Genomic DNA, 20,477 nt, shown 5'->3' with positions numbered 1-20,477 from the left:
ATGGCACTTCCAATCGCACTTGACCAAGGACTCATCGACAGTATCGCGACGGAGTTCCAACTGCGAGATCCCAACAAGCGTGCGTTGCGCGAGCTCATTTACCACCTCACGGGCGACTTTGACCCGTTAGAGCCCATGGTCATGCACATGGCCACAGGTGCGGGCAAGACCTACCTCATGGCGGCGCTCATTGAGTATCTGTCGCGCTTCGGGGTGAGAAACGTCATGGTAGTCGTCCCTCCTTCCACTGTGTTGGAGAACAAAACCGTCCAGAACTTCACGCAAGGCTCGCGCCGCTACGTTGACGGCTTCTCTTCTGCTCCCCAAGTGGTTTCGCCTGGCAACTACGGCGCGTGGCGTGCCGGCCAGTCGGAGCTTTTCCGCAATGCCGCAGACGGTCCGATGGTCTACGTCTTCAACGTGTCGCAACTTATCGAGCCGAAAATCGCAAACGCAGGCGCAGACACCAAAGACGGTATGCGCCGCAAGATTCGAGACCACCAGGAGGAGTCCGGGTCGCTCTACGACTACCTGGTCAACCTCGATGACCTCGTGGTTATCGCGGACGAGTCCCACCTGTTTGGCACGTCAGCCAAGGCGTTTAACAAGGCATTAAAGGACTTGCGTCCCGCCGCCACGGTTGGACTGACCGCTTCGGCATCCGATACGGACCACGTCATCTTCCACTACCCGCTCTATAGCGCCATCGAAGACGGCTATGTGAAGTCGCCGATGCTCGTCTACCGCGAGAACGGCTACCCCAAGGACTCTCCCGAGGAAAGACAACTGCTCGACGCGGTCTCGCTGTTGCGAAACAAAGAGGCGGCCTACGAGGCGTACGGCAAAGCGAACTTCCCTGGAGAAACAGGTGAAGCAAAGAGAACGAAACCGCTTCTGTTCGTTGTTTGCGAAAACGTCGCGCATGCCGGAGACGTCACCAAGATCCTCCAGGGCCCGGGCTATTTCGGCGCCCCAGAAGCGGTGCTCCAATTCGACAACAAGCACAACGACGCGGTCACGCTGCGCCGCTTGGACGAACTCGACAGCCCAGGCTCGACGGTGCGTGCCATTGTTTCAGTTGATCGTCTCAAAGAGGGCTGGGACACCAAACGAGTCGCGGTCATGTGTGCGCTGCGTGCCATGTCGTCGGACATTCTCACCCAGCAAACGATGGGCCGTGGCCTGCGCCTGCCTTTTGGTGCCCGCACTGGTGTGGCTGAGCTGGACCAGTTGGACATCTTGAGCCACAAGTCGTTCAAGTCCCTCCTCAAAGACGAGGACGTGCTCCGCTCCTTCGGCCTCGGAGATGCCGCCCAGGGTGCTATCTCAGGCATGGACGTGGAAGAAAGCTTCCGCCAAGATGAAGGGCAGGTGCAGTCAAACCCGGACGACCCATCGACTGAGACCCAAAGGGGGTCGTTGTCCGGTTCGACCGCATGGCCGACAACCTCTTCAGGCGAAGCAACGGACGGCCCGAGTGACATTGGCACCACGGCCGGCGAAACTACCCAGGTGACTGGTGGCAACACCGGAGGTGTCTCATTCCGACGAGTCGGTGACAACGAGACCATGCAGCGTGCCGACTACATCCCGGCAACGGAAATCAGGGTCAACGAGCAATTCGCAGGGAAGACCTTCCTGTTTCCATCCACAGTTATGGCGAAATCAACCACGCCGTTCTTGCTCAGCCACATTGACGACGAGGACATTATCCGGGCAGCGCGCCGCGTCGCCGACTCCAAGGAAGCACTCACCCGCGAAGAAATCGTGGTGCGGAAATCGAAACTCGACACGAATCGGACCCGCGATGCGGAAGTCGAATCGGCGCCCGTGGCGGAAGACGCTGTCACCAACGAACTCACCCAGCGCGTATTTGGCCTCGGGCTTGTCACCCAGGACACGAAGAACACGGTCACGTTTGCGCAATACGTCCTTCCGACCTTCATGGCAAACGCCGGTATCGACCACTGGACCGAGAAGGCGAAGCAGTCCGCTGTAGACGAGCTCGTTGCACTTGTAAACGAAAAATCGCGGCAGCACGCAAGTAGCCTGCAAACCGAAACGACCATCGTTCCGGTCGAACTGCCGATTGACGAGGTCGTGACCTTGCCGTTTGGCAAAGAAGTGCTTCAGCAGCTCTCTAAAGACCAACAGGCGAAGTTCAAGCCCCGCGAGTTCTACGACGGCTGGAACCGCGGACTGTTCCCAGCGGCGAGTTTCGACTCGTGGGGCGGCGAGTACCTCCTCGCGCTGCTGCTGAACTACACCTCGGACATCGTGTGGTGGAAGCGCCTCTACACCACTGACGGCGCGTCGATTATGTACACCACCCGCGACACCTACTACCCCGACTTCGTCGCCCAGGACTCCGACGGCACGATGTGGATTATCGAAGGAAAGTCCGACAAGGGACGAGACGATGAAACGGTACAAGCGAAGCGAGCCGCGGCCCGTGTGCTCGTCCGGGAACTTCTCGGCGAAGAGGACTTCGTCGGCCAGAAGTGGGGCTACGTCATTGCCTACGAGTCAGACATTCGAGCATCCGAGTCGTGGGAAGACCTGAAGCGGAAGTCGAACCCAGCGAGATAAGAAACCTAGTTACAGGATCAAAAACACGGAAAGGATATACAAATGCAGCCAGTGCGTCGATCCAGCGGTGAAGTTTGTGCTTGGATTTCGGAAGATACCCTCCGCGACTTGAGGGGGAACGTCATTGCATTTTTCAACCAGGAACACGTCTTTTCAGTCAACGGACGAACCCTCGGACGTTTTCAGCGAGGATACTTCTGGGACATGCAAGGACGGGCAGTGGGTTGGATTGAAGGTGCGCACGACGGGCCAATGAAACCAGCTCCCGCCACAGCGCCATTCGAACCATTTCTCGCCTTCAAACCTTTTAGACCGTTCGAGCCGTTCAAGCCCTATTGGCCCTACCAATCGCTGTCATGGTCACCGATTCGGTGGGAGGATTTCGTACGGGGTGGAGCTTGAACCTCCTTCCGAGAGACACGAAGAACATTCGCTGGTAAATGGGTCACTTCGAATGCTTGTCTCAGTAAGTTGCCGCCTCGATTCATCACGGCCCGACCAGGCCGGGTTTCGTGGCGGCACCGCTTACGCGGTTTAGAAAGTCAACCTTCGTCCCCCGCCCTCGTGTCGACCCGTCATGCACACTAGTCGCATGACCACACCTCACGAACACGACGAAATCCCCAACGAGCCGGAGAACGGCCCCGACTTCCCCTCCGGCGACTCCGGCACCAAGTACACCAGAGCGTCCGCAGCTGACATCCGCAACCGTCCACTCGCCGACTTCGAAAGCGAGAACCTCGACGACATCTGGCGCAACAACGACCCGGAAGGCTACGCAGCACTGCAACAAGCCGTCCAACCCATCGTCGAAAAGGCTTGGGCGGAGACCCTACGCAAACTCGACCCGGACTTCGTCACGAGAATTGCCGGGAAGCAGTTCATCCTGCCGCCGAGCGTCTGGGAAACTTGGACGAAAGCGAATCCCGAGTTCTTCTCACCGGCCCTGAGCGAGACCGTTGCACGCCAGTTCGCTTCCTTCGACACGTCCGTCACCCACGCGGCAGCCGAGAAGGCGAGACTCAACCTCTCCCCTGCTTTGGCGATGTGGCTCAATGCGGGAAACTTTGCCGACTACGGGCCATTCGTACCGCTTCCCGAATTACCCGACCTCAACGACACCGCGCAGCGACAATTCGACGCGCTCTTCGCCTCGCTTAACGAGCAACTAAAAGAACTCGCGTTCCCGCCACACTTCCTCGACTCGGTCAAGAATTTTTCCGAGCCGTATGCGAAGACCCTGCCCTTTGCGCGCCTAGACCCTCTGCCGTTCCTCAAGCGCTTCGACAACGACTTTCTAGTCCTCTACGCCTCGGTTGTCCTGTCCGCGTCCCGAGTCGAGAACCTTCTCGCGGACCTCGCCGACGTGCTGTTGCCCGACGAAGAACTCGCCGGCCTGTCAGCCGCGGCACACTCCTTCGGTGACGACCTGCTTCAAAGCATTGCGAATAACGACAAATGCGACACCTGCGCGGGCATAGCCGAAGAACTTGCAGAGCCTTTCGTCGCACGCAACACCTATGTCCACGCTAAATGGAAGAAAGTCGGCAAGGAGGTAGCCAGCAAGGAGGAGAAATCGCGCCGAGCGCTCGAACTAACACTGTTCCCAGACACCGTGGTCATACAGCGGAAACTCATGGGCAAGAAGAAGCTCAAAGCGCTGGCCGACAAATGGGAAAACGGCGAGAAGGATGCCTTTGACGCACTCTTCCATTCTGAGGTCGTCTCGTTAGGTCTCGTCGCAGCGCTCACCGAAACGTTCACCGAAGCAGGTGATGCCTTGGAACACGAACTCGAAGTCCATGAGCAGGCACTTGCTGACGAGGGCAACTAGAGCGTTTAAGTTAGGCCGGTCTTACTCGGTCCGCCTTGCGTTGCGCCTCGCGCTACGGGTGGTGTTTCGACACGGGGTTCCGAGGCGGAAGGCGTAGTGGGTGACGAGGCGGGATGCGTTTCGGTTTTCGCTGCATAGTGGCTACTTTCGAGCGCAGGCTAAAATCAATTTGGAACTAAACAGATCAAGTCGTGGAACTGAGTCAGGAACTAGGCCGCGTCAGTGGTGGTCAAGGAGTTTTCCGAAAGAGTTCGGAAAACTTCTACCGAGACCCCCACCAAACTCATTTTCAGCAAGAAGTAGCGCAATCTACTGGAAAAGCGGTTTCTCAAACGTCAATAGCCCGGAATTTGGCTAGTTAAAGCCGATTTCCGGGCGGTTTTTGCTATTCGAACACGATCTCTAGGCCACCGCCTCCCGGGTGGTCTACTGGTGGCATGTGGCCTACTCGCTTTACGCGGCAACTGGCGGGGCGTCCGGGAACTTGCCGGCCAACGCACGGTTGCCCCTCTTGCGGTCAAGCTCATTGTGGCCGCGCGGTGTTGGGTCCCATTGTTCCCAACTAAACCCGAATCGCACACCAGGTCGATACGCGTCGCTTCCTTCGGTCTAGGCACCTACGCTCTACCTAGCAACTACAGCACTACTTACAAGGAGCGCGCGATGACCGAACTCATCTCACCCGCCGCCGCCGTTCGCGACTGGAACGCCGAGCGCGCCAAGGCCGGTGTTGCCCGCGCCAAGGTCGTCACCGACGTGACCTACGACGAGGCCGGAATAGTTACCGTCACCATTGACCCGAGTTGCTACGACCGAGACACCTGGCAATGGCTCAAAGATGAGGCCGGCGGCACCCTCGGCGTGTTCTATGCCACGCCGTTTGGGTGGACAGACAACGAGTCGACTCAGCTTCGCGAAATGGTCACCGAATTGTGCGTCGTATCGGCAGACGGGGCCATCCTCGAAACGGTGGACACAGCCGCCTACCAGAGGAAGAAAAACCCGAATTTCCGGCCGGCAAACTTGACATCTAACCGCTCGTAGAACCGGGAGTCGCTTCCCAAGAACCGGCTCGCCCCGTCGTCCGATACGGTAGCCTCGATCCGAGTGTCGCGACGGGAAGGAATCAGCATCACTTGTCTCACCCAATAAGCTTTGAGGACCTTGTGGCTGGGAATGTGAAGGTCACCGAGAGAAGCTCCTTCCTCGAGCGGCTTGAACATCGCACTTATGCGACGAGAACGTTTCCTGCGAGGTGGGGACGAAACAAGGGCGATCCCTCCCGGTTCGTGCACAAAATTTTCTACGACGAGGCCGAGTCGGGTCTTACTGGATACGAGGATGAGGAGATATTCGTGCTACCAGATGACCCCGAACGAAATCGCAAGCAGGTCAGGCTCCACTTGGTCAAGGAGCGCGGATTAGTTCGCCAGATCTCCGTCCAGGAACTCAACCCAGACTCATCCAAGGACAACCTCAAAAACGTTCTTGTCCTTAACCGCGAACGCTCGGCGAGACTTATCGAGCTCGTTCGTAGCCTCGATTACGTACCGATTGATGGACAATCCACCTCACGAATCGATGATGCGACGCTGCAACAAATCATTAACGACGAGAGCGCCCTCCGGCGAATCTACGAGCAGGACCCCGAGACGATCCAGGCTCTAGTAGAGGCAAACACCACATCCGTCGAGATCAAGGAGCTTAAGCGCCGTCGCGAAGTGGTAGACACTATGCAGAATTGGCTCGACGACGCCGACGCATTCGCTAAGGCGGCCAAAGAGGCCGGCGGCGAGGAGACCGCCTGGCAGGTACTTCTGGAGGAAAATCCCTGGGTACTCGGTGTAGGCCTCGGCGGCAAGCTGTATACCACTTGGGACGGCGGCAAACTCGAGCAGACTGTCCGTGGAGCGAATCTTGAGGCGAACGGAAAGCGCGCTGATGCATTTTTGGTGTCGAACGGGTTGTTGCGTTCTGTGGCCTTAGCTGAGATCAAACACCCGAATACGCCACTTCTTCAAAACTGCGAATACCGAAAAGGTGTCTGGGGTGTGTCTTCATCGTTTTCTGGAGCAGTCGCACAGGTTCAAGAGACAGTACGAGCTGCGGTGGACAGCTTGAGCGAATGGCTGGACGAGCGGGACTCAGAGGGAGGCACTACGGGCCGCGGGGCGTACCTTATCGAGCCCCGCTCCTTTTTGATCATCGGTTCGTCCGAGAGCTTGTGCAGTTCCGAAGGGCACCGGATCGACTCGAAATTTCGTAGCTTCGAAAGTTTCCGGTCGAACCTAAAGTCTCCCGAAGTTCTCACCTTCGATGAGCTCGTGGAGCGCGCTCGCTGGAACGTGGATCTCGCCGAGGGTCTTGGGCAGATCGAAACCGAATAGTTGCCTACATTGGACGAATCGGGTCTTGCAATGATTGCCGCCCAGGTCTCCGTGGCGAAGAGGCAATTTCGCGTTCTGGCTATCCTGAATTTGGAACTAAACAACGACAGCGGTGGAACTAGCTCTGGAACCGGGCCGCGTTAATAGTGGTCAGAGAGTTTTCCGAAACCCCAGGGAGGGGATTTCGGAAAACTTTTACCGGAACCCCTTCACTTTCGTTTTCAGCAATAAGTGGCACAACCCGCTGAGGAAAAGAATTTTCCTAAACCTCAAAACCCGGAATTTCAGCACCAGCCCGAGCCAGAAGCAAGCAACGACACCTTGACGGCAGCACAGGAGATCGCGGTCGCCAATAGTTGTCCGGCCTCGCCCCGGATGAGGCGAACCAAGGGTGCTAGAGCGATTCAGCGGAGGTAATCGAATACCAGGTTACAGAGACATAAACGACATAAGCGAAGATAAGAACGAGCGGAACGAAGGCACCTATAGCAATACAGGCCGCAAGCAAGCCGACGGACTTAAGTCCACCTTTGGGCTCTGCAGATGACGCAACGAGCAGTACTGTCGGGATGGAGGCGACGAAAAGAAGAGCGATAAGCAGAAGAGCAGCGGCCCCGCTTAAATACCCCGCAAGAAGAGTCCCGATGCCCGCGCAAATCCACAAGAGCTTTTGCAGGCTCACAATTCGTACCTCCGGCTATTTGTTAGGCGTATTTGCACGAGTCTAGTTAACCCTTCTTTTCCTTCTTGCGGGCTTCTCTGCGTTCGCGGCGTCGAGCACGTTTGGCTTTGCGGATATCGACGACCCAACGAGGGACGAACGGCCACGGAAGCGGAATCCCGAACGCGCCCGTAAAACCAATGATTCCAATGCCCCAGGCAACTATGCATGGAACCATCAGTACTGTTTCGGCAGGCTCCGGAAGTCCCATATCTGCGATTAACCCTGTGAGACCAACAGCGCCCATGATTAGCGTGCCGTAGGGATAGATGAAGAGCGGACCATCGCTTACTCCGCCTTCTGAATCAGCCGAGTCGTACCACCGTTCCGTTCTGGGAGTCTTTCGCACGCTCCGAATGTAGTAGGTCCAGTAAAGAACCATGACCACCACAGACCCCATGCAGACGAGCAACGCCGTAGTATCTCCGCCCATAGAGCATGACCTCCTGTGGATGCGTGTTGCGGTCTGCAAAACGCTACCAATTTCCGGCTAATCAAGCTCGGCAGCAAATTGAGATCTGCCCATTCGGCCCGGTGACCGTACAAACGCAACGGCTACTTCTCGGTGAGCTCAAAATCCACTAGCTCGCCTTCGCACCCGTTAATCACCAGACTTACGGCCTGCGTGCCTGGGTAGTAGGTACGCGTGCTGATAACCCGAAACGCGTGCGTCTTGGCTACCACACGTGTTTCACCCGGCGCCAGCGCGAACTTCCCGAGGCGGAACACGCTCGGCTGTCGGATTCCGTTCTTTTTCAGGAAGTGCACACGGTAGTCTGCCAGCACATTCGCGGCGGTGTTCCCCGTGTTGGTGAGTGTTGCGGACAAGGTCGCCTTCTCCCCTATGGCCACGGCGTGAGGGAATTCAGGGCGGGTAACGGTGATTGCTGTAGGGGTCGAAAACCCGGCAAGCTCCAAGGCTTCACTGTTACCACGCTTGATCAGACCACGCAATCCCCGTTCCACCACCCAAGCCGCGTGTGGAGCCCCGCTGGCCGACCAACGCGAGGCGGTGGCAAGCGCCAACTCAGGGTGCGTGCGGCCGATGTCGTTGAGGTTGTTGGCAACGGATTTTCTCACGAACAGCGACGCATCGTCGTAAAGCCGATCCAAGACCGGAATGATCGGCGAGGGGTCCTCCACAAACGGCGTGTACACCTTCGCCCACGGCAGACGCGGGCGGATGCCCTCTGAAGCGAGGCGGCGCACGTTGTGGCTGTCTGATCCAGCCCACTGATGCACCCGCGACATGGTTAGCGCTGGGTAGCGATCCAAGAAAGGACGCACCGCAAATTCACCGGTGAACACCCTCGTCAGTGCCTCAATCGCGTCTAAAGAAACCTCCGGATCATCCACCCCATACAGTTCAATGAAGCGGCTCACCGGCCACAGGTGGAAGGCATGGTTGAAGTATCCCTCCCCTTCCGCAAGTTCGGGGCCAAGCTTTTCGACGACCCCGCCAACCATCTCGACGTAATCCCCCTCAAGTCGTTCCTGAAGCCCCTGTGCGAACACGGTCACACGGTCTAGGATTTCTAGACCTTCGACGCGTGGCGCGACCCACGCGGCGTATTCCTCGTCATCAATACCAAGCTGTGCGCCGAGTTTTTGCGCCGTTTCGGCGTTGAAATAGTCCTTCATTTTGGGGGCCATAGACGTGCATTATGCCCGGCCACGGTTACTCAGCAGGTGGCCAGAGCTATTTCTTCCTTTTGATTTGGTTGCTTTTCGTTTCCCAGGCTTGTCTGCGTTCGCGTCGTCGAGCGCGCTCGGCTTTGCGGATATCGACGACCCACCGCGGCACAAACGGCCACGGAAGTGGAATCCCGAACGCGCCCGTAAAACCAATGATTCCGATGCCCCCGGCAGCCATGCATGTAACAAGCAACACCGTTTCAACAGGCTCGGGAAGGTTCATAATTCCGAACAAAACGAAGGCACTGGCAGTACCAATAACCAGCGATCCGTAGGGATAGACGAAGAGCGCGCCATCGCTCTCTGAACCGTTTACATCGCCCTCGTCGTACCATTCCTCCGTTTTGGGCGCCCTTCGCACGCCCTGGATGTAGAAGGTCCAGCAGGCGATCATCAACAGGACTCCACCGATACAGACCAGCAGCACAGTAATATCAAGATCCCTGCTCATAGAGTATGACCTCCAAGGCTTGAGTGTCAGGTACCAAACAAGCTACCAGCGTCTGATCAAGCAAGCTCGGGAGCAATTTGAAGGTTCGCGGCTAGTTGATCAGGCCGTAGCTGCGCCAAATCTTGAGCATCTTAGGCCGGTTTTTGTAACGGATGGCTAGCTCTTCCATCTTTTCCAGCACTGCCTTACGCGCGACTGGATCGGCCGGGAAGCAGTTGATGATTTGCGTCGCCGATGCGGCAGCCTGCTTGTACGCCCTGTCGCCACTTGCCCGAGCAATGTGCTCAGGTTCCCTGAGCATGATTTCAAGTGCACGTTCCGGGTCGTGACTGGATAGCACTGAACGGGCGAATTCAAATGCAGAGTGAACGTCGGCCTCGTCGCCATCTACCACCGACAGGCCCAATTCCGGATCGTTGAATCTCATTGCCGCTTGCAGGAGCATCACGTCTCTGCCCGGGATGCCCTCTGGGATGAGGTCGATCACGTCTTCGGTCACTCCCGGTCCATGGATCACGCGGTCAAATGTCACTGTTCCCGGGTTTTCTTTGAACTTTTCAATGCGGTAGTCCAACAACGCTTTGTCTCCCAGGTAGGCGCGCAATCGGTTTTCAAAGAAATCGATTTCGTTCCACTGGATCGGTGTATCCCACTTCGAAAGGACTGCTTTGACCTCATCTTTCCTGCCCCGTGACTCATAGAACTCGATGAGGTCCTTCACGGAGTTACCGTCGAGCAGTATTGATTCGATCTGGTCGTCGTCGCCACGCAAGAATGCAACATCGAGGAAGAGCGCCTTGGCACCGTACTTCGGTGGATTCGCCTCAAAGGCTGCGGCGATTGATTCGACCGCATCAGCGCCGAGAAGTCCCGCGTAGGCCCTCAGATCAGGCTCAACAAACGGCGCTTCCAGTGTCTCCTTCACCAACCACTTGGCAAGTTTTTGTTGGTCCTCAACGCCGTCAGCGCATGCTCGCGCGTGCAGGTCGAAGCATCGATGCAGCTCGTCGCCGAGCATCCCGGAAGAATCATCCGCACGTCCCAAAACAGCATTCAACCTCGTGATCGCGCGCTCAATTTGGGGGCGTACTGCGACACCACGGTGCTCATCAACGTACGCCTCCACCACGTCAAGGGCATCGCTCCAGTGCCGTGCGAGTTCCATACTTTGCCAATAATCCCGAAATCCACTGCTCTTCCGCGATGCAGCGGTGATCGCCGATTTCACGTGTTCACGGACTTGTTTGTCATCGCCCGAACTCTTCAAGGCGTTAAACTCCAGCATCTCTTCGACCTCTGGAATCTGCCGCAAATGGTGAATGAGTCGCCGCAGTTCATCTGGGCTGGCAGAATCCAAGTAGGTGTCCACCGCGTCTGGAGCGGACTCGTTGGAGGTAGCAGAGGAATCGGTAACCGCGGAATCGTCGAACGAGAGCTCGTTCGGGATGAGCAGCGCAAGTGCGACTGCCACCGCGTGTTTACACCATTGCGTGCCCACCGGGCAGTCGCACGTAGTGCCAACCCGATCCCCTTGCACAAACAATGTCGTTCGGTATGTCCACGTCCCTTGGACTGCGGCCTGAACTTCAGATTCAGTATCGCTAAGGATGGTGACATCTGCGGAGGAGATTTTTTTCCCTCGGTTAAATGCTCCTGAACCTGCGGCGTCTTCGATGGTTTCTTCTGTCAGCCAGCCCAAAATGGTGGTAGTCATTTCGCCAGTTTAACGCAGGTAGAGAAGAGCAACATGGGCATTAGGCGATGGCTTGGTTAGACTACGGCGCATGCGCCAGACCTATATCGCCGGCTTTGTCGCCGGAGCACTCATGTTGACCACGCTGACGGTTCCCGCACATGCACAGGAAGGGGCAGCGCAAGAGGACGCTCCAGTCTCCCCGAGCAACGCGCTGAAGGACACCATCGATTCGTTTGCTGCGCTGTCTGACGCGACCAGCTCGGCAAAGAAGGACGCTGAGAGCAACAAGGACAGCACAGACGGCAAGGACTCCAAGGACAAGCCGAAGGGGCTCATCGAGGCTCTTGAGCCGAACCCGGAGAAGGATCCGATGTACATCGATCCGGAGAAAAACCCGCTGAAGAAGGTGTCTAGCTCCGAGATGTTTACCGAGTGGACCGACGACATGGAAGAAGGCGAAGGCAAGGAGGTCGTCCAAGCTTGGGCAAGGGGCTCTTCCATCCCGGATACTGCTAACCCGGTTGAGCTGTGGAAGATGGAAGCCCAGGGCTCCGCAAAGATGGGCAAAGGGCTTTTCACCGGCGATTTCGCCCTGAGCTCAGAAGGATCCAGCCAGCGTACTTCCGTGTGGATCCCGGTCGTCCTCGGCATGATGGTCATTGGCCAGATCATTGAGCTGGCTATGCGTGGTATTCGTATGGCAACACAGTAGCTTCTACTGCTCGGGCGGTGCGTTTTATCATCCCGCATTCGGCGCGTAATATACGGGACTACGCAAGTATTCATCGTATGCGGGAGACCAATGCATTACCCACCCCACGCAAAGCGGCGTCTTTTCGCCGCTGTGCTCGCCGCGGCCCTGCCGCTCGCGGGCTGCGTTACTAACACAGAGGGCGGCAACCCGGACGGCTGGGAGCCGATCGTTCCGGACGCCGTACCTGAGATTGCGGCGATGGTGCCGCCAGAAATTGCCGCAGACGGCGTGCTCAACGTCGGCGCGAACCCACCGTTCGCCCCGTTCGAGTTCAAAGACTCCACCGGGCAGGTCATCGGTGTGGAGATGGACATTGCCCGTGCACTCGCAGGTGTCATGGGGATGGACTTCGATGTTGCAGACATGGACTTCTCGATGATCCTGCCCGCTGTCTCCAGTGGCAGCCTCGACGCCGGTGCTTCAGGTTTTACCGATAACGAGGAACGCCGCCAGACCTTCGACTTCATCAATTTCCTCTACGCGGGTATTCAGTGGGCTGCCGCTCCTGGCGCCGACGTGGATCCGAATGATGCGTGCGGTTTGACGGTCTCGGTGCAGCGTACGACGGTTTCGGAGACCGACGACGTTCGTCCGAAGTCAGAAGCCTGCGAAGCAGCGGGCAAGGACCCGATTACTGTGCTTGCCTTCGACACAGCAGACAACGCAGCGCTTGCAACGCTTGTCGGGCGCGCCGATGCTTACAGCGCCGACTCCCCTGTTACCGCGTGGGCTGTGGAGCGCTCCGACGGCAAGATGGAAATGATCGGCGACATGTTTGACGGCGCACCGTACGGCATTGCTGTGCCGAAGGGTTCTGCGCTTGCGCCGGCGATGGCTGCCGCGATGCAGCACCTCATCGATACCGGCGATTACCAGCGCATCCTTGCGCAATGGAATATCTCGACAGGTCTGCTCGACCAGGCTTTGATTAACGAACAACCAGTGGGAGAACACTAAGCATGAGCACCCCCTATTCCCAGTACGTCGCCTCTCAGGGCGAACGCAAGCGTCCTGAGCGTATCGAGGCGAAACCGCTGCGCCACCCTGGACGGTGGACGCTCGCAGTGATTCTTGTACTGCTTGTGGTCGGGTTTGTCATCGGCGCGGCCCGAAACGAGGCTTACGGCTGGGACATCTACTTCCAGTACCTGCTGGATACCCGCATCGCTATGGCGGCCCTGCACACCATTGCAATCACGGTGCTGGCGATGCTGCTCGGCGTTGTCGGCGGTGTGCTGTTGGCCGTCATGCGCATGAGCCCGAACCCGGTGTTCAAGACGGTGGCGTGGGTGTTCCTGTGGATCTTCCGTGGTACCCCGGTCTACGTCCAGTTGATGTTCTGGGGCTTGATTGGCGCGATCTACGACTCGATCAACGTCGGCTTCGCCCAGATTCCGCTTGAGCCGTTTACCTCTTCAGCGTTTACCCTGGCCGTTGTTGGCCTCGGTTTGAATGAGGCCGCCTACATGGCAGAGATCGTCCGCTCTGGTGTCTCCGCTGTGCCGGAAGGCCAGGTTGAGGCCTCCAAGGCGTTGGGTATGAGCTGGGGTCAGACGATGACCCGAACCGTGTTGCCACAGGCAATGCGCATCATCATCCCGCCGACCGGCAACGAGTTCATCTCCTTGCTCAAGACCTCCTCGCTCGTCGTTGCTGTGCCGTACTCGCTTGAGCTTTACGGCCGCTCTATGGATATCGCCGCCGCCCTGTTCCAGCCAGTGCCGCTCCTGCTGGTGGCTGCGACCTGGTACCTGGTGATCACGTCGTTGCTCATGGTCGCCCAGCACTACCTGGAGCGCTACTTCGACCGCGGTGCTACCCGCCAGCTCACTGCTCGCCAGCTCGCCAGCCTGGCTGACGCCGAGGGCACCATTCCGAACAACGTTGAAATTGTCGAAGAACCGCAGAAGAAGGGACAGCGCTAATGACCGTCAAGGAAACTCCTATGATCCAGGCGGTAGATGTCTGGAAGTCCTTCGGTAGCCTCGACGTGCTCAAGGGCATCGACCTTGAGGTCGCCCCCGGTGAGGTGACGTGCCTGATCGGTCCGTCCGGCTCTGGTAAGTCCACGCTGCTGCGTTGTGTGAACCACTTGGAAAAGGTCAACGCGGGTCGCCTGTACGTCGACGGCGAGTTGATCGGCTACAAGGAGCGCGACGGCGCACTCTACGAGATGAGTGAGAAGGACGCCGCCAAGCAGCGTCGCGATATTGGCATGGTGTTCCAAAACTTCAACCTGTTTGGCCACCGCACGGTGCTGGACAACATCATCGAAGCCCCGGTGCACGTCAAGGGCCAGCCGGTTGCAGAGGCCACTGCGCGCGCGAAGGAGCTGCTTGCGATGGTCGGTCTTGAGTCGAAGGCTGACGCGTACCCGATCCAGCTCTCCGGTGGCCAGCAGCAGCGTGTGGCAATTGCCCGTGCGGTTGCAATGGATCCGAAGCTGATGCTTTTCGACGAGCCCACCTCCGCCCTCGACCCCGAACTCGTTGGCGAAGTGCTGCGTGTGATGCGCAAGCTCGCCGATGATGGCATGACCATGCTGGTGGTCACTCACGAACTGTCGTTTGCCCGCGAGGTCGCAGACAAGGTCGCGTTCATGGATGGTGGCCAGATCATCGAGTACGGCACACCGGAACAGGTGCTGGATAACCCGCAACACGAGCGTACGAAGTCGTTCGTCTCCACGCTGTTCTAGCCGGACACTCCCTTACACGAAACGGCCGCCCACATCCGGGCGGCCGTTTTTCATCCATACAACAAGCCTGCGAGGCCGCGGACTAGTGTGGTGGCGCCTCCGAAGAACGCAAGCCCGAGCGCGATGCGGTAGGCCTTCGCGGACGGTACGTGCGGGGCCAGCCGCTTTCCCGCGGTGATTCCGAGAAGCATGCCGCCAAAGGAGGCGACCCACAGCCAGGGGTTGATCGAGGAAATATCCGCCGCACCAGAGAGTTCCTTTGCCCCGAACGACAGTGCGCCGGCGACGAAGAACAACGGCTGCAAGGTGGCGGCATAGATGCGCTGTGGCCAACGTGCCGCGTGCGCGTAAACGGTAAATGCCGGCCCGGCAACGCCTGCGAGGGTGTTCATGAACCCGCCGACGGCGCCAGCGGCAGCTGCAGGAACCACACCTTCGATCTGGGGCACGTAGCGCTTGCCCAACGTCACCACTGACAGGGCGATGAGTAACAGGGCACCGACGATGATGAGCAGGGCGCTCGTCGATACGTGAGAGACCACCCACACCCCGGGAAGCACGCCGATGATGAGCGCGCCTGCGATCGGCCAGAACTTAGACCAATCGATGTCGCGGCGCATCCCCCAGGTGTTAAACACCGCATTGACCATGGCGATAACGTTGATCATGAGCACGCCAACCACAGGTCCCAACAGCAACGAGAGCACAGGCCCGGTGATCAGACCCAGTCCCATGCCGGAAATGCGCTGCAGCCCAGCGCCCATCACAACTGCGAGCGCGACGGCGATCAACACGATCAATTGCTGAATTTCTCCCGAATCGCGTCGTGGACGCTTTCCGGCACGAGTCCGGAAATGTCACCGCCGTACTTCGCAACCTCTTTGGTTAGCGAGGACGAGATGTAGCCGTACTTCTCATCCGTCAGCAGGAAGTAGGTATCCACGCCGGTCAGGCGTCGGTTCATCTGTGCCATCGGCAGTTCGTACTCGTAATCGAGCGAGGAGCGCAAGCCCTTAATCAGCGCGCTGATGTCGTGCTGGGTGGTGTAATCGACCAATAGACCCGCCCAGCTATCCACGCGGACGCCCTCAAGGTGTGAGGTGGCTTCGCGGATGAGGTCGACGCGCTCGTCGATAGTAAACAGCCCCGACGTCTTCGTTGGGTTGCCAGTGACCAGCACGATCACTTCGTCGAAATGACGAAGGGCACGGGTGACAATGTCGAGGTGCCCGTTCGTGATCGGGTCGAACGAGCCAGGGCAGACTGCGATGGTCAATTTAGTTGTCCTCTGCTTCCGGGTCGGCGTAGACCGCCATATCCATACGTGCAATACCGTAGATGCGACGCTTGAGCTTCTGGCCGGTCGGGGTGAACTCCGCAGGCCATGCAGTCTCCGGGCTTTCGCGGTGGCGTTCAACGACAACCACTGCCCCATCCGCCAGCGCAGGTTTGACGGCCTCGACCATCTCTGCGACCGCCTCGTCTGCTAGTTCGTATGGAGGGTCTGCCAGCACCATGTCGAAGTGCTTCTTCGGTGCCGATGCAACGTAGGTCGACGCCTTCATCTGGTGGATGTGCACGTTGGGGTGCTTGACCACGCCTGCGTTGTATTCGATGATCTTTGCTGCCTCAGGGTCGCTCTCCACCAGCACGACCTCTGCCGCACCACGCGACGCGGCCTCGAGCCCGAGCGCACCCGAGCCTGCAAACAGGTCGAGCACATGCTTATCGACGAACCCGAAACGCACCTGCAACGACGAAAACAGCCCCTCGCGGGCCCGGTCGGATGTAGGTCGCGTTCCTGCCGGCGGCACTTTGATCTTTCTGCCGCGGGCTTCTCCCGAAATGATGCGGTTCATTCCCATAACTTTAACCAGCTAACTCTTGTCCAAATATTCGAAGTCTTCTGCCACGAACCCGGCGGTAGCTGCCCGGGCAAACTCGGGCTGGTTTGCCACCAACGTGGCGGCGTCGTCGTAGGCACGTTTGACAATGTCGTAATCCTCCACCAAGTTAATCAACCGCAGCGTACTTTTGATGCCGGACTGGCCTGTGCCGAGCACGTCACCTTCGCCGCGGTTAAGCAGGTCAAGCTCCGCGAGCGCGAACCCGTCCGCTGTAGCCGCTACCTGGGATACGCGGGTGAAGCCGGGGCTGCCTTCCTCCGCGAGCGTGTGGAACAGACACAGCGACTGGTTGCCGCCACGCCCAACTCGGCCGCGCAGCTGGTGCAACTGGGAGACACCGAAATGCTCCGACTCGCGCACGACCATCACCGTGGCATTCGGCACATCCACGCCGACCTCGATCACCGTCGTGGACACCAGCACGTCGATGCCGCCTTTGGCGAAGTCCGCCATGACGTTGTCTTTCTCGTCGCCTTTGAGGCGTCCGTGCAGGATGCCGACGGTCAGGTCCGCAAACTCCGTTGCGGCGAGATGCTCGGCAACCTCAAGTACGCCGCCTTCGCCGTCGATACGCGGACACACAATGTAGGCCTGGTGCCCGGCTGCAACTTCTTCGCGGATCTTCTCCCAAGCGCGCTCCACCCAGCGCGGTTTGAATTCCGGGACCACCGCAGACTGGATCGGTTTGCGCCCACCGGGAAGTTCGCGCAGCGTGGATACTTCCAAGTCGCCGAACACCGTGATCGCAATGGTGCGTGGGATCGGCGTTGCCGTCATCACCAGCAAATGCGGTGTGGTCTCCCCCGCTTTGGCACGCAGGGCGTCGCGTTGCTCTACGCCGAAGCGGTGTTGTTCGTCGACAACGACAAGCCCCAGGTTGAAAAAGTCCACGCCCTCTTGGAGCAGGGCGTGCGTACCGACGACAATGTCGGCCTCCCCGGAAACAATCTTCAGCAGTGCCTCTTGGCGCTGCGCGACCGTCATCGATCCTGTCAGCGCAACCACTCGGGTGGGGAGACCCGCACGCATGAGAGTGAACGTTAGCGAACGCGCGTGTTGCAGCACGAGAACTTCCGTCGGAGCAAGCAATGCCGCCTGCGCGCCGTTATCGACGGCCTGGAGCATCGCCATCAGCGACACCACCGTCTTTCCGGAGCCAACCTCGCCTTGGAGCAGGCGACTCATCGGCACCGTCTTGGACATATCAGCCGTGATGTCCGTGATCACTTCCTTCTGGCCGCGGGTCAGCGGGAACGGCAGACCGTCCAGCAGCTTGTCTTCATCGCCCCCCTTCACATAGGGCATCTCGGGCGCCCTGTGAGCGGAGGTGTCGATGCGTCGCACACCCATCGCCAACGCCACAGACAGGGCCTCGTCATACTTCAGGCGCTCCTTTGCGCGCGCAGGTCCCTCTGCACCGGGCTCGTGGATCTGACGCACAGCAGCATTCAACGGCAGCAGGCCGATGGGGGTGAAGCCAAGGGGCTCGTCGATACGCGGCAGCGATTTCAACACCGCATGCACAGCCCCCATAATCGTCCACGTGCTGACCTGCTTCGACGCCGGATACAGGGGAAGCCACTGGCGGCCACGCAGCATTTCTTCCAGATCGCCGAAGTGAGACAGCTGACGCATGGAACCGGTCGCCTCAGTAGGACCGTCCATGAGCACGAAGTCAGGGTGCTGCAGCTGAGGCTGATTACGGTAGAAATCCAACTTGCCCGTCAGCATCGCGCGCCGACCCGGCTTCAGCACCCGTTGGGCATATTGGGAGCCGAAGAAGGTGGCTTGGAACTCCGTACGCCCATCGTGGATCATCACCTTGGTAATCGGCCGCTTGGGCGTCTTTTTGGTGTAAAACGTGTTGGCGTCGACGACCTCGCCGATCACGGTGATAGTATCGCCTGCTTCGACCCCGGTCAGGTCAGCACCGGTGCCGTAGTGCAGGTAGCGTCGCGGATAGTGCCGAAGCAGCTCGCCACACGTGGAAATGTTGAGGTGTTTCTCAATCGCCCGTGCCTGCTTCGCAGGAATAACCTCAGTCAGTGGCCGATTGTCCTCAAACCCCAGCATTTACTCCACCCCGATCTCCGCACATGCTTGCAATCCATCTGCAGGATAAACCATGACCTGGACGCCGAGCTCAGTGTTCAGCGTGCGAAGCTCCTCCTCCGACAGCTCAGCTGGGTCAAACAGCACCGTGACTTGCTCCCCGCCGTGCTCGAGCAGGCGTTTGCATGCCCGCTTCACAGCATCGAGCGGGTCCTCGGCGATAAGCAGCGTCTCCCCCCGTGCAGTAACCACCACATCACCCTTGGCAACCGCGCCGCTGAGTGTCAGCGCGCCCTTCTTTGCGCGGTGAGCCACTGCCGTACGCATCTCGCCAGCCGCCTCAGACATGGAAAACGCGGCGGTAGCCAGCGGCTGGTTCGGATCGTGCACAGACAGCGCTGCAATACCGGAGACTAACCGGACTGTAGGAAGCAGTGTGATCGTCTGTTCCAGCGCTCGGGTTGCTTTCTCCACGGCAGCGAGATTCCGGTTACTGAGCAGCCCATTCGGCAGCACGATGATCTCGTTGCTGCCCGAACGCCGAATCACGGAGAGCATGTCCGAGATCACCTCGTCGCCCGGGGCAACAGTGACCACACCTGCTTCCTTATACAGCTCTGTCAGGGAGCCGGGAGGAGTCACGGCCACAATCAAGCGATCGGGGTTTCGCACCACTGGGGCACCCGGGAGCACTTCAAGGCGCAGGTTTTGGACCTTGCCGAGGCGATACGCCGTCTCAATCACAGCACCTGCATCGAGCGTGTGAATGTGCACAGTGGCTTCCGTATCAGATAGCCGAGCGATGACCAGGCTGTCGCCCAAGGTGCGCAACTCGGTTTCCAACTCCGCAATATCGCCCTGAAACCCAAAGAGCACCTCAAGGGAGTGCTCCCGACCCGACGGCCCCGCATGCGCCATGTCAACGTGCACGTCGCGGTCTGCCCTTTCAGCAGGTGCCGGGGTGCTTTCTGCGCTGGCTTCTGTGCTGCTTTCTGCGCTGCGTACGGCGCTCTCTTGGACATCACCATCGGGTGCCGTTGCGGGACTATCCTCTACCTCTTCCAACAGCGCCTCGAGCAGAATCACCACACCGGTACCGCCGGCATCAACCACTCCGGCCTCGCGCAGCACTGGCAGCTGCGACGGCGTGTTGGCCAAGGCCACCCTGGCCGCGGATGTCGCAGGTGCTGCAACATCGAGCAAACTCAACGGACGCCCAATGTCCTCCACCGCTTGTTGGGCAGCCACAGACGCCGCTCGGAGCACCGTAATCACGGTGCCTTCCACTGGATCCGCAATGGCTTGGTCCACAAACTTCACGGCATGCGCCAATGCGTCCGCGACCATTTCCCCGTCCGAAGCATCGTCTTTGACAGACTGCGCGATTCCACGCATCACCTGGGACAACACCACACCTGAGTTGCCGCGTGCTCCACGTACAGCGCCGACGGCCAGGGCTTCGGCGACATCGACGGCGCTGGCGTCGTCGCCAAGCAAAGCTGCTTGCTCGCAGGCTGAACGCATCGTGTGCGCCATGTTGGAACCTGTATCGGAGTCCGGCACGGGAAAGACGTTGAGGCTGTTGATCTCCACTCGGCGCCGCTCCAGCTCGGCGGAGGCGCGTTGGGCCCACGCACGCAACCCTGCGGCGTCGATAAGCGGAGTGACAGACATGAAGCGAAAGCTTACAGGG

19 protein-coding genes are annotated in these 20,477 nt (G+C 58.9%); 9 read left to right on the top strand and 10 right to left on the bottom strand.

Annotation, left to right across the window (positions count from 1 at the left end):
* The 5 genes from HMPREF2617_RS10830 (at position 1) to HMPREF2617_RS10815 (ending at position 6,810) form a co-directional block, all read left to right on the top strand.
* Complete coding sequence (locus HMPREF2617_RS10830; RefSeq protein ID WP_070840702.1) at positions 1-2,589, top strand: DEAD/DEAH box helicase; 2,589 nt, start codon at positions 1-3, stop codon at positions 2,587-2,589.
* Positions 2,590-2,631: 42 nt separating this feature from the next.
* Positions 2,632-2,991 carry a 4-fold beta flower protein gene (locus tag HMPREF2617_RS12475; RefSeq protein ID WP_371327139.1) on the top strand — a complete coding sequence of 120 codons (360 nt, stop codon included), beginning with the start codon at positions 2,632-2,634 and terminating at the stop codon, positions 2,989-2,991.
* A 190-nt stretch (positions 2,992-3,181) separates the two neighbouring features.
* On the top strand, positions 3,182-4,423 hold the full coding sequence (locus tag HMPREF2617_RS10825) for a hypothetical protein (protein ID WP_070840701.1): 1,242 nt from the start codon (positions 3,182-3,184) through the stop codon (positions 4,421-4,423).
* 663 nt (positions 4,424-5,086) lie between these two features.
* Complete coding sequence (locus HMPREF2617_RS10820) at positions 5,087-5,467, top strand: hypothetical protein (RefSeq protein ID WP_070840700.1); 381 nt, start codon at positions 5,087-5,089, stop codon at positions 5,465-5,467.
* A 92-nt stretch (positions 5,468-5,559) separates the two neighbouring features.
* Positions 5,560-6,810, top strand: a complete 1,251-nt coding sequence (locus HMPREF2617_RS10815; protein ID WP_083323271.1) for a Shedu immune nuclease family protein — start codon at positions 5,560-5,562, stop codon at positions 6,808-6,810.
* Between the two features lie 394 nt (positions 6,811-7,204).
* On the opposite strand, the gene HMPREF2617_RS10810 is transcribed toward HMPREF2617_RS10815, so the two are convergent.
* The 5 genes from HMPREF2617_RS10810 to HMPREF2617_RS10790 all read right to left on the bottom strand — a co-directional run bounded on the left by HMPREF2617_RS10810 (position 7,205) and on the right by HMPREF2617_RS10790 (position 11,391).
* Positions 7,205-7,492 (bottom strand): hypothetical protein, encoded by a 288-nt coding sequence (locus HMPREF2617_RS10810; RefSeq protein WP_070840699.1) that lies wholly within the window; start codon positions 7,490-7,492, stop codon positions 7,205-7,207.
* A 46-nt stretch (positions 7,493-7,538) separates the two neighbouring features.
* Positions 7,539-7,880 (bottom strand): hypothetical protein, encoded by a 342-nt coding sequence (locus HMPREF2617_RS10805; protein WP_246821736.1) that lies wholly within the window; start codon positions 7,878-7,880, stop codon positions 7,539-7,541.
* 206 nt (positions 7,881-8,086) lie between these two features.
* Positions 8,087-9,184, bottom strand: coding sequence for a DNA alkylation repair protein (locus HMPREF2617_RS10800; protein ID WP_070840697.1), 1,098 nt, complete (start codon positions 9,182-9,184; stop codon positions 8,087-8,089).
* 46 nt (positions 9,185-9,230) lie between these two features.
* Positions 9,231-9,677, bottom strand: a complete 447-nt coding sequence (locus tag HMPREF2617_RS10795) for a hypothetical protein (RefSeq protein ID WP_070840696.1) — start codon at positions 9,675-9,677, stop codon at positions 9,231-9,233.
* A gap of 91 nt (positions 9,678-9,768) precedes the next feature.
* The gene (locus HMPREF2617_RS10790; RefSeq protein WP_141763054.1) at positions 9,769-11,391 is read right to left on the bottom strand and encodes an SWIM zinc finger family protein; all 1,623 of its coding nucleotides are present in this window, start codon (positions 11,389-11,391) and stop codon (positions 9,769-9,771) included.
* A gap of 70 nt (positions 11,392-11,461) precedes the next feature.
* Between HMPREF2617_RS10790 and HMPREF2617_RS10785 the strand changes: the two genes are divergently transcribed.
* From HMPREF2617_RS10785 to HMPREF2617_RS10770, 4 genes are all read left to right on the top strand, one after another.
* Positions 11,462-12,085: a hypothetical protein gene (locus HMPREF2617_RS10785; RefSeq protein ID WP_070422942.1), complete on the top strand. Its 624-nt coding sequence runs from the start codon at positions 11,462-11,464 to the stop codon at positions 12,083-12,085.
* Between the two features lie 90 nt (positions 12,086-12,175).
* Positions 12,176-13,084: an ABC transporter substrate-binding protein gene (locus HMPREF2617_RS10780; RefSeq protein ID WP_070840694.1), complete on the top strand. Its 909-nt coding sequence runs from the start codon at positions 12,176-12,178 to the stop codon at positions 13,082-13,084.
* 2 nt (positions 13,085-13,086) lie between these two features.
* Positions 13,087-14,052 carry an amino acid ABC transporter permease gene (locus HMPREF2617_RS10775; RefSeq protein ID WP_070840693.1) on the top strand — a complete coding sequence of 322 codons (966 nt, stop codon included), beginning with the start codon at positions 13,087-13,089 and terminating at the stop codon, positions 14,050-14,052.
* Between the two features lie 20 nt (positions 14,053-14,072).
* Positions 14,073-14,825, top strand: coding sequence for an amino acid ABC transporter ATP-binding protein (locus HMPREF2617_RS10770; protein WP_101733305.1), 753 nt, complete (start codon positions 14,073-14,075; stop codon positions 14,823-14,825).
* Between the two features lie 50 nt (positions 14,826-14,875).
* Here HMPREF2617_RS10770 and HMPREF2617_RS10765 read toward each other — a convergent pair whose 3' ends face one another.
* From HMPREF2617_RS10765 to HMPREF2617_RS10745, 5 genes are read right to left on the bottom strand one after another with little or no spacing between them, the layout of a single operon-like run.
* The gene (locus HMPREF2617_RS10765) at positions 14,876-15,619 is read right to left on the bottom strand and encodes a sulfite exporter TauE/SafE family protein (RefSeq protein WP_311524002.1); all 744 of its coding nucleotides are present in this window, start codon (positions 15,617-15,619) and stop codon (positions 14,876-14,878) included.
* 2 nt (positions 15,620-15,621) lie between these two features.
* Positions 15,622-16,101: a pantetheine-phosphate adenylyltransferase gene (coaD, locus tag HMPREF2617_RS10760; RefSeq protein ID WP_070484190.1), complete on the bottom strand. Its 480-nt coding sequence runs from the start codon at positions 16,099-16,101 to the stop codon at positions 15,622-15,624.
* A 1-nt stretch (position 16,102) separates the two neighbouring features.
* On the bottom strand, positions 16,103-16,684 hold the full coding sequence (gene rsmD / locus HMPREF2617_RS10755; RefSeq protein ID WP_210400842.1) for a 16S rRNA (guanine(966)-N(2))-methyltransferase RsmD: 582 nt from the start codon (positions 16,682-16,684) through the stop codon (positions 16,103-16,105).
* An 18-nt stretch (positions 16,685-16,702) separates the two neighbouring features.
* Positions 16,703-18,805, bottom strand: a complete 2,103-nt coding sequence (locus HMPREF2617_RS10750; protein WP_070450032.1) for an ATP-dependent DNA helicase RecG — start codon at positions 18,803-18,805, stop codon at positions 16,703-16,705.
* Positions 18,806-20,458: a DAK2 domain-containing protein gene (locus HMPREF2617_RS10745; RefSeq protein WP_083323270.1), complete on the bottom strand. Its 1,653-nt coding sequence runs from the start codon at positions 20,456-20,458 to the stop codon at positions 18,806-18,808. It abuts the gene before it with no gap.
* Positions 20,459-20,477 lie beyond the last annotated feature (19 nt).

The sequence above is a fragment of the Corynebacterium sp. HMSC070H05 genome, assembly GCF_001837615.1.
GTDB classification, from domain to species: domain Bacteria; phylum Actinomycetota; class Actinomycetes; order Mycobacteriales; family Mycobacteriaceae; genus Corynebacterium; species Corynebacterium coyleae.
This window is presented reverse-complemented; position numbering and strand designations above follow the sequence as displayed.